Raw genomic sequence first — 13190 nt, 5'->3', positions numbered from 1 at the left:
ATATTGGGAAATATCCATATTTCCTTAAAAATAAAGGAAGATTTTCTGATTATATAAACCAATTCTATAAATTTCGTCTTAATTAGAGCAGTTAATAAGTGTTGCCAACGTACACTTTGTACTCACCATCTAAAGTTTTCTAAGCATTAGCATTGGAATCCCAGATGGACAGCGGGTGGTTGCTTGCAGCTGGGTCAATAATAACCGTATTCTCACATTAAAAACTAGAATATCTTCTGAAATCAGGAAATAATACTAGGGAGGTGACAGTATGGATACTGAAAGATTAAAATTGACATCTTCTGAAATTGGTTCTTTGTGGGGCGAGTATGTAAATGGAACAGCGATAGATGTAGTAAATAAATATATGTACTCAATTATTGAAGATGAAGGAATAAAAGCGGTTTTTAATGAGGCTCTCAAAACATTCGAAAAACAAAAGAGACAAATTATCACTTTTATTGAGAATGAAGGGTTTCCTGTTCCAATTGGATTTAATGAATCGGACTTGTATTTAGGCAAACAGAGATTGTTTTCAGATGCATTCTGTCTAAACTATTTACATGTAATGACTTTACATGGATTACTAGGGCATATAACTGCATTAAGCATTTCTGTTCGAAAAGACTTAAGGGATTTTTACGACTCATGTGATAACGATGCGAAAAAGATGTATCACCAAACGATTGAGTTATTGCTTGATAAAGGACTTTTTCAGAGAGACCCATTATTTTACGCAGATGAACACCCTAAATATATTTCAAGCAATGACTTCAAAGACGGATTTTTTGGGAAGGGAAGAACCCTAACTGCTACAGAAATCATTTTTATTTCTTTTAACCTGAAAAAAAGTGTTATTGCTAAAACTCTTTCTATTGCATTCAGCCAGGTGGCGGAATCCAAAGAAGTAAGAAAATTTTTAACTGAATCTGAGAAAACTGCTGATGGACAAATAAAGGCATTAGCAAAAATACTCCAAGCGGATAACTTACCAGTTCCAAAATCATTGGAAACTGAAGTGTCAATTTCAACTGATTCTCCATTTTCTGATAAATTATTAATGTATCACATGGGATTTTTGTTTCAAACTGCACAAACCTATCATGGGGCTGGTCTTGCAGCAGCAATGCGAACAGACTTAGTTACCACTTATGAGGCTACTATTTTACAAAATCTTATGGTTACAAACAATTGGTTTAATATTATGGTGAAAAATAAATGGTTAGAACAGCCTCCGCTTGCACCTAATAGATCAGAAATTGCAAATCAAAAATAACTAGAAATGCCCTTAAATCGGTAGGCATTTTATTTAAAAATATTTGGAAAAATTTCCATTAATAATATCGCCAATATTTCCTATCCTATTAAGGTAAATATGATTGGAGGAAGTTTTATGGCACAATTAAGAGATATCATGACATCAAATGTTGTTTCAGTTAACGAAACACAAACCGTACAGGAAGCTGCAGCGTTAATGAGCGAATATAATATCGGAGCGATCCCAGTAGTAAATGACAACGAACAAATTGTTGGGATAGTAACAGATCGCGATATTACCCTTCGTACGACGGCTCAGGGTGAAGATCCACAAACACCAGTATCTGAAGTTATGACGGCACAACAAATTGTACAAGGTACACCTGATATGGATGTTCATCAGGCAGCAGATTTAATGGCAGAGCAGCAAATTCGCAGACTGCCGGTAGTCGAAAATGGCCAAATAGTAGGAATGGTTGCTTTAGGTGATTTAGCGGTACAAAATAAATATGCCAACGAGGCAGAAGAAGCATTACAAAGTATTTCAACTCCTTCTGCACCGCAACAATAGAAAGAGGATATTTTTAGCAGCACAGATCGATACTAGGGTCTGTGCCACTTTTTTTATAATAGAAGTGATTAGTGATTTATTATTCATACATTAGTGATACAGCAATGTAAAAAAGAGTATAGGAAATTTCCCATACTCTCTTTCTATTGATATCATAGCCAATCAGTTCCTGCTTAAAACGGTTCGATGGCTTTCTCGTTTTTACCGGTTTGCGGCTGATTTTCAATACTTCTTGCTGCGACTTCCTCGGGAATTTCTTTAAGGTGTTTATTTACTTCTTCTACTTGATTCGTAGTTCTTGTTTCATCCATTTTCGAAAACCTCAATTCATTAAAATATTTTATAAATATAGTATGCTGCAGTAACGAAGATTTTATGTCGGCTGAGTCAGTTCCTGCATTCAAACTATGTGTTTGCAGTACATAAAGAAACAGGGAAAACACTTTCGGAAATTCGAGAACATTATTTGAAAAAAACAAACAAGTGATCGTTAGATGGATGAATCAATTAAATGTAAATAAATCCAGTAATGAAAGTGAAGAATAAAAAAAGAAAAAGGAGACTAATCATGAATATTGAATAGGAGTACTTATTCGACGATTTGGAGAGGTACTCCTTTTTTATAAGTTTAAAAGCCTTAAGACTGTTAGCTCAGATTTATGAAATTGATTGATTTGTGGAAGAATAAGTAAAGAATAATTTTACCAGGAGTTCTGACATGAAGAAGTTAACCGACCTAATCCGGAATAATAAAAGGAAAAAGACTAATTGGGCTGAGGAAAAGATAAAGGTTGAAGCACAAGCTATACCCGCTGAAGTTTCCATTGTATTAAATGACATAAAAACGACAATGGGAAACAGTTCAGATATTGTGACGAGAAAATATAAAACTGGGAAAGATGGTTTGATTGAAATAGGCATTGCCTATACGGACGGACTTGCAGATAAAACATTTGTACAAGATTTTGTCATTGGGCCATTAATTACTGACATCAGAATGACTGAACTTAACTGGGAAATCATCAAGAGTACTGATTTGTTTGCAGTAATAAGGGACTATAATCTGGTCAGCAGTGAGATTAAGGAAATTTCAGATATGAAATCACTTTATACTCATTTGCTCTCAGGGGATACCATTGTTTTAATCGGTGGTTATTCAAAAGGCATTGCTGTGAGTTCAAGAGGAATGGAAGGAAGAGGGGTACAGGAACCCTCTTCTCAGACTGTTGTAAGGGGTCCAAAGGATAGCTTTTCAGAAACATTAAGGACCAATACTTCTCTTATTAGAAGAAGAATTAAGAATACGGACCTTTGGATTGAAACCTTGCAGGTAGGAATAAAAACGCAAACCGATATTGCCATCCTTTATATAAAAGATATCGCAAACGAAAAGATCGTAAATGAGGTAAGAAATCGAATCAAACGGATTGAAATTGATGCCATATTGGAAAGTGGATATATTGAAGAGATGATCCAAGATGAAACCTATACCATTTTTCCTACAATTTATAACACTGAGCGTCCCGACGCAGCCTGTGCGGATTTATTGGAAGGCCGGATCGCCATCATGGTGGACGGAACTCCGTTTGTATTGATTGCACCGGCCGTATTTGTACAGTTTTTTCAATCAAGCGAGGATTATTATCAACGGTCGGATATAAGCACATTAATGAGAGGTTTAAGGTTTTTTTGTTTTTTCCTGGCTTTATTAACACCGTCTGCCTATGTCGCCGTTACGACTTTCCATCAGGAAATGCTGCCGACACGGTTACTGATTAGTTTGGCTTCACAGCGTGAAGGCATCCCCTTTCCGGCGATCGTGGAAGCAATTATGATGGAAATTACCTTCGAAATTCTAAGGGAAGCTGGTGTACGAATGCCGCGGGCCGTAGGCTCTGCCATCTCGATTGTTGGCGCACTTGTATTGGGGCAGGCGGCAGTTGAGGCAGGGATTGTTTCGGCCGCAATGGTCATTATTGTATCCTTGACCGCCATCGCAAGCTTTGTCTGTCCATCCTATAATATGGCCATTGCAATCAGAATCTTGCGGTTTATCTTTATGTTATTGGCAGCCTCATTTGGCTTGTTCGGGATCATTATTGGGTTAATCATCATGGTGGCTCATTTATCTAGCATACGGTCTTTTGGAGTTCCTTATTTATCACCGATGGCCCCATTTATTGGGGCCGATCAAAAAGATGTTTTTTTTCGTGTTCCGCATTGGCGGATGTCTACCAGACCGCGCTTTATCAGCCAAAAGGATATCGTAAGAGAGGATAGTACGGGTCCTACACTTCCAAATAAACCCAGAAACGGAAGTGACACATAAAGGGGGATGACATGAAGAAAATCGTGCCAATACTTATCTGTTTATTTATTTTAACAACCTTAACCAGTTGTTGGAGCGCGCATGAATTAACGGATATTGCCATTGCTTCTGCTCTTGGTATTGATAAAACAGAGGAAGGGTATTTAGTATCCATCCAAATCATTAACCCGGGGGAAATAATCGAGAAAAAAGGAGGGTCCGGTTTAGCCATGTCCGTTTTTGCTGCCGAAGGAAGGAGCATTTCAGAAGCGGTCAGAAAGCTGACAACGATTACTCCCCGAAGGCCCTATCTTGCTCATTTAAGAGTAGTGATTATTGGGGAAGAAGCAGCGAAAGCAGGCATAAAAAAAATTTTGGACTTTTTATCAAGAGACCATGAAATGAGAACAGACTTTGTCATGGCTATTGCTAAAGAAACGAAAGCGGAAGATCAACTAAAAGTATTAACTCCTTTAGAGAAAATATCGGCAAATAAAATTTTTTCTTCGATTGAAGCGTCAGAGAAAAATTGGGCGCCGACGAAAATCGTCTTGTTGGATGAATTGATTGCGTCAATGGTCAGTGAAGGGAAACAGCCTGTTGTAACCGGTCTTCAAGTACTGGGCAATAAGGAAATTGGTAACAAATCTGCAAACGTTCAATATGTGGATTCACCTGCAAGAATAAAAACCGACTTTCTTGGTGTTTTTAATCAAGATAAGCTAGTGGGATGGCTGAATGAAAAGGAAAGTAAAGGCTTTAATTATATTACCGATAACATCAAGAGTACGGTAGGATTAATCGAGTGTGAAGACGGCGGAACGATTACCATAGAAACGATCCGAAGTAAAACCAAATTGAAAGGAACGTTTGTTAATGGGAAACCGAAAATGAAGATAAAGGTGACACAAGAGGCGAACATTGCAGATGTGGAATGCGCAATCGAGCTCTCAAAGCAAGAAACGATTCTAGATTTAGAAAAAAAATTCAATAAAGAAAAAGAGAGGAACATGATTAGTAGTATAGAAAGAGCTAAAGAGCTGCAATCAGATATTTTTGGTTTCGGGGAAGCAATCGAGAGAGCTGAGCCTAAAAGGTGGGAAAAGTTAAAAAAGAACTGGGCGGAAGAATTTTCCCAACTTGATGTTGAGGTAAAGGTTGATGTAAAAATTCGAAGAACGGGAACGATTTCGGAATCATTTCAATAAATAGAATAGGTGAGAAGCAAATGGGAATAGTGGCGGTTTTAGTGGCAACAGCGTTAGTAATTTTAATAGAAAAATCAAACATGAAAAATAAATGGAAAAAAAAAGAGACCATCGTGTTTTTTACTTCCCTTTCCATTGCAGTATTAGTCACGATTGCGTGGGTATTACGTATAAACTTGCTCAATCCCATTGAAATATTAGCGGACATTTATCGGCCAATCACAGAACCTTATCTCTCCTATATGAAACAATTCAAATAAAGTTGAAATTTACTATCCGGGAATCATTCGAAAGGAGGGATGAACAATGAAGAATGCCAAAATAAGTGTTAAGCAATTTATGGTAATGGTTTTCATGATAACCTTAGGGAGTTCGGTCCTGGTCATCCCATCCATGCTGGCAACCTACGCTAAAAGTAATGCTTGGATCTCTTCCCTGCTAGGATTAGCGGTTGGATTACTGTGCGTTTTACTTTACGTGAAAATTTCCGCTGTTTATCCTGACAAGACTTTTGTTGAAATGAATCAGCAGGTTTTTGGCAAATGGTTCGGCAATTTGTTATCGCTATTATTTTTGATCCCGGTTTTTATATTGGCAGCAGGAAACCTATTCGAAATCGGGAATTTTTTTACTACTCAAATATTGGTGGAGACTCCCATCCATGCCATTCTTATCCTCACTTTACTAGCCATGATCTATGTTATTCGGAAAGGGATGGAGGTGATGGCAAGAACTTGTGAAATTTTTTTCCCATGGACGGTATTCTTTTTATTCATTCTGATCCTTTTGTTAATCCCTGAACTAAAAATGGAAAACCTGATTCCCAATTTCTCCAAAGGGATGGGCCCGATTATAGGAGTTACCTATCCGCACGTCATGCTGCCATATAGTCAATTAGTTGTCATTTTATTCATTTTTCCTTTTGTCAATGATGTTGCGCATGCACGAAAGGGATTCTTCCTGGGGGTGCTTCTGGGCGGATTGGGAATTACGATCATTGTCGTCATGTGTCAAGGGGTTTTGGGAACTGATTTTACGTCCAGAAGCGCCTTTCCCACCTATATACTGGGGAAAAAGGTTAGCATAGGGGGATTTTTGGAAAGGATTGAAGTGGTAGTGGCATTCAGCTGGATCCTGTCCACTTTTTTCAAACTTTTATTCAATACTTTTGCTCTTCTTTTCGGAATCACTCAGATTTTAAAATTGACTGATTTTCGGGTCCTAACCTTCCCATTTGGATTTCTGTTAATGGTTTATTCAATGGTTAATAATCCTAATGTTATCGTTTTAAATCAGGCTATAGTAGGCACTTGGCCTGCCTATTTACTGACCTTTTTTATCATACTGCCTTTCTTTGTATTGATTGTGGCAAAGATAAAAACGAAATTTCAAATAGATGCTTCTTAACTTCAAGGAGGGAAGAACGGTGGAGATAGTAAAGATAAGTGTGAATCAATTTACCGTATTGGTTCTCATGTATACATTGGGGAGCAGTGTCTTAATCATTCCGTCCTCTATGGCAACCTACGCTAAAAGTAACGCTTGGATTTCATCCCTAATAGGATTAATGGCCGGGTTACTGTTTCTTTTAGTATATGTGAAAATTTCTGCGATTTTCCCTGACAAGACGATAGTGGAAATCTATCAAGCGGTTTTGGGAAAATGGCTCGGGAATCTGTTATCACTATTATTTTTGTACGCTGTATTCATTACCGCAACAGGAAATCTTAAAGAAATTGGTGATTTTTTTACCACGCAAGTCCTGGTTGAAACCCCAATCCATGCGATTCTAATTCTAATTTTAGTCGCTGCTATTTATGTCATCCGAAAAGGGCTTGAAGTGATGGCCAGGACATGTGAAATCTTTTTCCCATGGACGGTGTTCTTTTTAATACTCCTTGTGCTATTTCTAATCCCCAACATGAAATTAGAAAACTTGGATCCTAATTTTGCTAAAGGTATGGGACCTATTTTTGGAGCCGCCTTTCCGTACATAAGTTTTCCGTTTAGTCAATTAGTTATATTTTTAATGATTTTGCCATCTGTCAATAATGTTGTGAAAGCGAGAAAGGGGCTTTTCATAGGGACAATACTTGGCGGTCTAGGAGTTACGATTATTGTGATCATGTGCCTGGGAGTTTTGGGTGCTGATTTTACAGGCAGAAATCAATATCCCACGTATATACTAGGTAAAAAGATCAGCATAAGAGGATTCTTGGAAAGGATTGAAGTTGTGGTGGCGATTAGCTGGATTTTTTCCACCTTTTTTAAACTTTCAATCAACTTTTTTGTTGTCATATTTGGGATGGCCCAAATTTTGAAGATGAATGATTTTAAACCCTTAATCTTTCCTGTAGGGTTTCTTTTACTAGTTTATTCAATGGTTCATTTTCCTAATATTCTATATTTTAAACAATCTTTAACCGAAATAGGGGCCAATTGCTTGAACTTCTTATTGCTGCTGCCAATGATTGTATTTGTTGTAGCTCTATTGAAAAAGATGATTGGAAATAAATAATGTAAAAAAGAAACCTATTCTATGAAACGAGCTTTTTAAGTTTATGGAAAAATCAAGAAAAGGAAGACGTTATTCTTAAAGTTTGGTTCAATTATACAATTCCTTTGGGTAGAATTCTGAAAAAGGCTTATTATATGTGGGAGCAAAGATGCAGGAACAAAGAATTGGCACCCTCCACAATAAAATGGAAGGTGCTTTATTAAACTTTAAGTATTTTCAATGGTTATGCCAAAAGGAGAGTGAACTGTACCGTTCGATTGAATTTGATTATTTAACTTTTCGTAAATCCAAATATTGAACGGTCTTACCATCACGATCAATCTGAACAATCAATTGGCTTTTATTGAGTGTATAAATCATTTGTTCACACGTAGCACTCTCATAGCAGGTAACGGTCTTTATTTCATTTGGATTTCCATAAGCATCGAGGATTTTGTTTTTGTCAGTGGGGATGGAAGTGGTTGTTAGAAATTCCGGATATACCTGCAGCTGTTCAATGGAATCATTGGCTGTATTAAGGTTTATACGAACCCCGGCACCTTCGTTTTGATAATAAAGCGACTTTGTATTCTTATCATCCTCTGTTTTGGTTGGCTGCCCGAATTTTTGAAGGAACTGATTGTAAGAAGATCCTAGTGTGATTCCATTTATATGAAGAGGCTTCTCAGCTAAAAGAAAAGCATCTTTTATCCCGACATCCTTTACTTTCTTCTTCATTTTCTCCGCATTGGATTTCTTTGAAAATGCACCCGCTTGAACACGATAAATGTTTTTACCATTCATGACTTTTTTAACGACAATCGCGTCAATTCCTTTCTTTTTCAAAAAAGCAACTCGTTTATCTGCATTTGTTTTCTTGCTAAATGATCCAGCGACGACAACATATAATGGTTTGGTTTGTTCAAAATCTGGAATCATTAACTTTTGGCCGGCAATAATCTTGTTGCTGGTTAGTTGGTTGTATTTCTTTAAATCTTCCACGGAAATATGGTATTTTTTCGAAATGCTATATAATGTGTCTCCTTTCTTTATCACAATATAATTTTCCTTAGCGAATGTATTCGCTTGACCAAAATAAAAGACCGCCCCGACCAAAAGGGTACAAAGTACAGCCAGCAGGAACCGTTTGAATTTTTTCATTTTATTTTCACCTCATTTATTTTGACGAGGAAAAAACCTTTTTGATTCTAATAAATAAGCCCAATTATTTTTGGGAAATAAAAATGGGTGCATTTTTTTCGTTCGGATGTATAATAACGAATCCACATAACCCACTTACTACTTTGTAAACAATTAGACATCCATTTGGGGGAATTTAAATGGCTAAAGCACCATATAAAATTATGAAAGGAGGAGGGGCATATAATGCGGGTAATAAACAATACACTTCGTGCGCGTGTGAGTATGGTGTACATGATGACCAATAATGAAGTAATGAATCAAATCATTACTTTTCACAGGGACATGAATGGATTGCTAACAGTTGCGGGTTCCTACCCAACTGATGGCAGAGGTACTGGTACAAAAGAGGTTTCCGGCGCTACTGCAAACGATGGCGTCGATCCCCTATCATCACAAGGCTCACTGACTTTGTCACGTGATGGACGTTTTCTACTCGCAGTTAACACAGGCAGCAATAGCATCAGCAGCTTCATCATAACCGAAAGTGGAGTTCCCGTTCTGGCGGATGTCAAACCATCAGGAGGTGCTCAGCCAAATAGTGTAGATGTGTTTGGCAATCTTATCTATGTTTCCAATGTAGGTAATGCCGCTAATAATTTTGCATCCAATATCACTGGTTTTCTCATAGATAGGAATGGACGCCTTTTTCCCATTCCCAATTCGACCCATTCTCTCAGTACTTTCAATGCTCAGCCTGCACAGGTTCTCTTCACTCCGGACGGTAGCAAAATCCTTATCACCGAGCTTACATCAAACCACCTCAGCATATTCGATGTAAATAAAAATGGAACGGTTACAGGACCGACCGTTAATGAATCTAATGGCCAAGGACCATTGGGCGCCCATTTTCTATCCTCAGGAATCCTCTTAGTTACAGAAGCAATGACAAACGCGCTGTCATCCTATTCATTGAGCAACGACGGCGTTCTTCATGTGATTAGCGGTTCTGTGCCAAACGGATATAGGACTGCATGTTGGGTTGTAACAACAAGGGATGAACGTTTTGCTTACACGACCAATACCTTAAGCGGCACCATTTCCACTTACCGAATTGATCATAATGGTGCACTGTCAGTCGCAGGACATATTACCAGTACACCGCCAGGTACTGCACAAGGTCTGCCAATAGATGCTAGAGTAAGTAAAGATGGACGGCATTTTTACACCCTTAACGGAAATCAGGGTACAATATCAGTATTTAGCATACAAAACAATGGAAGTCTAGCAAGATTACAGGTTGCAGCCTGGACTAACCTTTCTTACTTTGGGTCACAAGGTTTAGCTGTTCTTTGAGGTAAAAACCATTTTGATTCTGATAAATAAGCCAAATTATTCTCGAAAATAACCTAAAAATAAGAGCTGCCTCTAAAAGTTACACCTTTGGGACAGCCTCTTACCTTTTACTGATGAAAAAATTGATTTACTAATTCCTCAGACTTTAGGTGTTCCTGTACCAGTTTCTTTACGTCTTGTTCATTTTCAAACCCATTCAATTTATTGTTATACCAATCTTGTAATTTCTCTTTTGTTATTGTGAATTCTTGGTCTGGAAATTTGAATGTAATCCAATCCACATTTTTAATTAAAGCAAAAAGAAATGTGGAGTTTGATATAACAGTTTCCTTTATTTCTTTATTTGCTTCATCTATATCTTTATATTCCAAAGTAATACCATATGGTTCTTTCTTGGTCTCAAGTGAAATTTGATTCAACTCTTTGTTGTGTGCTAATTGTTTTACGATATTTATAACTGCACTGTTGTCACCCACATATGAATTCTTATATTGAAACAAATCTATTTTTGAATCTGCATTAAGGCTGCATCCACTAAATAATATCATCAACGACAACATTGTAATTAAATAAATGGTAATACGCTTCACTATTTCCTCTCCGTTCGTATGATTTTTTACATTGAATTAGCGATAGAAAAAGTATGTGATTATGATTAGCAATTAGATATTTTAGAATTACAAGCTGAAAAACAAATAAGGTATAGGAATGGGTATGTAATCCTATGCCTTTTTATCAAACGTTATAAAGATATTTGATTAGCTTTCGCTTCTTAATTTTTCAGGATTCTTTACTTTTATCGAAACAACTTCGCCACACTCTAAACAAACGGTATACACTCTTTCAGAGCCTATGACCATTTTTTTATCCAATGGACGAAGGTTTATATAATCTGTTGCTTTCACAAATGAATTTTCTCCGCAGTTTTTACAACTTATATCATTAGTGTTCATTCAATTTATCCCTCCTCGTGCTTCTATAAACTATTCTATAACGCTAATACAAATCCTCCTTCATATGAATTATTATTACATTTTCTACCATTTTATAATGACTTCACATTAGTACAGCTTTTATCACCTATTTTCGCAAGTCTTTTGAAGCCTGTATGCTGGATACCATATTCTCGTTAAATGATTCGCTAACCTTGTTTTTAATTTGCCTGTTAAAGCATTAAACTCCAATATAACAATAAATAAGAGGAGTACAATTCTAATGCGAGTTGGACTCCCAATTATAGTGTTATTTCTAATTTTGCACCTTTTAACCGAACCCGTTATTTATTTGAAATTAACCTGGTAGGAATCGTATTTTTTACTTGTAGAGGAACCACAGAAAATGTTGGAGCTTTCGACAAAAAGCCAGCAGTGACAGGGCATTCATAACTTTTCTTTTCTATGGAAAGGTTAATCAAGACGGTTTTTGATTTGGTGAAACGGAGGGAAAACATGAGTAAACATCCATTGATAGTAAATACAGGTTGGTTAGCGGAGAGGTTAGAAGATCCAAATTTAAGGATCATAGACGCCACTACATTTTTAAAAATTCCTGATAAGGAAGGGGAAGAGGTGGGCATGTGGTCGGGTAGAGATGCGTATAATCAGGGGCATATCCCCGGGGCGGTTTTTGCCGATTTAATGAATGAATTATCAGACCCGGAAGCCCCCATGCCCATGACCGTTCCGCCACGGGAGCACTTTGTCAAAAAAATGGAGGAACTGGGTGTCGGAGACGGATCGTATGTAGTCATTTACGATCAAGGGGCATTGGTAGGCAATCCTGTGGTCGCTGCCCAATGGGCTTCCCGATTAGCCTGGCAGCTGCGTTATGAAGGCTTTGATGAAATTTCCGTACTGGAAGGCGGTTATCAAAAATGGAAAGAGGAAGGGCGCCCCATCACAACTGAGCCTGGCCATTATCCTCAGGCGAAATTTTCCGGTAAACGCCGTCCGGAACTATTGGCAACGAAAGAAGATGTAAGAAGGGCCATGGATAATGAAAATATTATTCTCATCAATAGTTTATCTCCGGAAGATTTCAGAGGTGAAACAAACACGTATCCACGAAAAGGCCATATTCCTAGCAGTGTCAATGTCTTTTTTGGAAGTCATGGCGACCCGAAAACAAGGCAATTAAACGAAGTGTCCAGATTGAGGGAGGCCTTTGAAAAAGTGGGAGCACTGGACCCTAACAAAAAAGTGATAACCTATTGTGGTGGCGGGATTGCTGCTACTTGGAATGCGCTTTTACTAAATATGCTTGGGCAAAAAAACGTAGCTGTGTATGACGGTTCGATGAATGAGTGGGCAAGTGACCCCGATTGCCCACTGATTACTGGCAGCTAAATCTGGAGGTGATAAGATGGGGGCCGCAAACCTCCTATTATTATTTTATAACAATAAGAATATTACAGTAGTGACAAATAAATAACTTGGCAATCACCTAATTATGGCGGTTTTTTTTTAATTGAAATGACAGTAATCAAGGCAAGGTTTCATGGATAAACTTATCAATTCGGTTATGGAATAAAAGAAGCTTAAGGGTTTACCATTTTTGGTAGACCTATTTTTTTATTTACCCTTCGGTAAGGAAAAAACTGTATAATCTAATAAGAAGGGCCCGGAAAAAGGGGAAAGTACCATAAGTATTAAAAACTAGGCACTGTTATTAATCATTGTTGATTTTCGTATAAGTATGATCATTCATAAGCGGAGAATTTCCGGCTAATGTATAAGATCAAGCTAAAAAAAACAGATATAAGCGGAGAAATTCCGATTAACTGCTCAAAATAAGAAAAAATCCAATGGTTTGGGGCATATAAACGGAAAAACTTCCTTTATTTTTAAGGAAATA

At 37.4% G+C, this 13190-nt stretch carries 13 protein-coding genes; 9 read left to right on the top strand and 4 right to left on the bottom strand.

Annotation, left to right across the window (positions count from 1 at the left end; translation table 11 throughout):
* Positions 1 to 271 precede the first annotated feature (271 nt).
* Both ACZ5AE_RS16890 and ACZ5AE_RS16885 read left to right on the top strand, forming a co-directional pair.
* Complete coding sequence (locus ACZ5AE_RS16890; RefSeq protein WP_464565762.1) at positions 272 to 1276, top strand: DUF3231 family protein; 1005 nt, start codon at positions 272 to 274, stop codon at positions 1274 to 1276.
* Positions 1277 to 1393: 117 nt separating this feature from the next.
* Positions 1394 to 1828, top strand: coding sequence for a CBS domain-containing protein (locus tag ACZ5AE_RS16885; RefSeq protein ID WP_464565760.1), 435 nt, complete (start codon positions 1394 to 1396; stop codon positions 1826 to 1828).
* A 173-nt stretch (positions 1829 to 2001) separates the two neighbouring features.
* Here ACZ5AE_RS16885 and ACZ5AE_RS16880 read toward each other — a convergent pair whose 3' ends face one another.
* Positions 2002 to 2139 (bottom strand): hypothetical protein, encoded by a 138-nt coding sequence (locus ACZ5AE_RS16880; protein ID WP_464565759.1) that lies wholly within the window; start codon positions 2137 to 2139, stop codon positions 2002 to 2004.
* Positions 2140 to 2546: 407 nt separating this feature from the next.
* On the opposite strand from ACZ5AE_RS16880, the gene ACZ5AE_RS16875 reads away from it, so the two are divergent.
* The 5 genes from ACZ5AE_RS16875 to ACZ5AE_RS16855 are packed head-to-tail and all read left to right on the top strand — an operon-like array spanning position 2547 to position 7862.
* On the top strand, positions 2547 to 4157 hold the full coding sequence (locus tag ACZ5AE_RS16875; RefSeq protein WP_464565757.1) for a spore germination protein: 1611 nt from the start codon (positions 2547 to 2549) through the stop codon (positions 4155 to 4157).
* Between the two features lie 11 nt (positions 4158 to 4168).
* Positions 4169 to 5344: a Ger(x)C family spore germination protein gene (locus ACZ5AE_RS16870; RefSeq protein ID WP_464565755.1), complete on the top strand. Its 1176-nt coding sequence runs from the start codon at positions 4169 to 4171 to the stop codon at positions 5342 to 5344.
* A gap of 20 nt (positions 5345 to 5364) precedes the next feature.
* Positions 5365 to 5604, top strand: coding sequence for a hypothetical protein (locus ACZ5AE_RS16865; protein ID WP_464565753.1), 240 nt, complete (start codon positions 5365 to 5367; stop codon positions 5602 to 5604).
* Positions 5605 to 5650: 46 nt separating this feature from the next.
* On the top strand, positions 5651 to 6751 hold the full coding sequence (locus tag ACZ5AE_RS16860; RefSeq protein ID WP_464565751.1) for a GerAB/ArcD/ProY family transporter: 1101 nt from the start codon (positions 5651 to 5653) through the stop codon (positions 6749 to 6751).
* A gap of 19 nt (positions 6752 to 6770) precedes the next feature.
* The gene (locus tag ACZ5AE_RS16855) at positions 6771 to 7862 is read left to right on the top strand and encodes a GerAB/ArcD/ProY family transporter (RefSeq protein WP_464565749.1); all 1092 of its coding nucleotides are present in this window, start codon (positions 6771 to 6773) and stop codon (positions 7860 to 7862) included.
* A gap of 267 nt (positions 7863 to 8129) precedes the next feature.
* Here the strand turns inward: ACZ5AE_RS16855 and ACZ5AE_RS16850 are convergent, their stop codons facing one another.
* Positions 8130 to 9002, bottom strand: coding sequence for a LysM peptidoglycan-binding domain-containing protein (locus ACZ5AE_RS16850; RefSeq protein WP_464565747.1), 873 nt, complete (start codon positions 9000 to 9002; stop codon positions 8130 to 8132).
* A 225-nt stretch (positions 9003 to 9227) separates the two neighbouring features.
* Between ACZ5AE_RS16850 and ACZ5AE_RS16845 the strand changes: the two genes are divergently transcribed.
* On the top strand, positions 9228 to 10337 hold the full coding sequence (locus ACZ5AE_RS16845; protein WP_464565745.1) for a lactonase family protein: 1110 nt from the start codon (positions 9228 to 9230) through the stop codon (positions 10335 to 10337).
* A gap of 107 nt (positions 10338 to 10444) precedes the next feature.
* Here the strand turns inward: ACZ5AE_RS16845 and ACZ5AE_RS16840 are convergent, their stop codons facing one another.
* Together ACZ5AE_RS16840 and ACZ5AE_RS16835 are read right to left on the bottom strand one after the other, a co-directional pair.
* A complete protein-coding gene (locus ACZ5AE_RS16840; protein ID WP_464565743.1) occupies positions 10445 to 10927 on the bottom strand; it encodes a DUF4825 domain-containing protein in 483 nt (160 codons plus the stop codon).
* A gap of 168 nt (positions 10928 to 11095) precedes the next feature.
* A complete protein-coding gene (locus tag ACZ5AE_RS16835; protein WP_464565741.1) occupies positions 11096 to 11290 on the bottom strand; it encodes a hypothetical protein in 195 nt (64 codons plus the stop codon).
* 495 nt (positions 11291 to 11785) lie between these two features.
* Here ACZ5AE_RS16835 and ACZ5AE_RS16830 point away from each other — a divergent pair, with 495 nt between their 5' ends.
* Entirely contained in the window at positions 11786 to 12682 is an 897-nt protein-coding gene (locus ACZ5AE_RS16830) for a sulfurtransferase (RefSeq protein ID WP_464565739.1), read from the top strand.
* Positions 12683 to 13190 lie beyond the last annotated feature (508 nt).

The sequence above is a fragment of the Neobacillus sp. S1227 genome (assembly GCF_055385255.1).
Note: the sequence above shows the minus strand (reverse complement) of the source record. Positions and strands in the feature narration are given on the sequence as shown.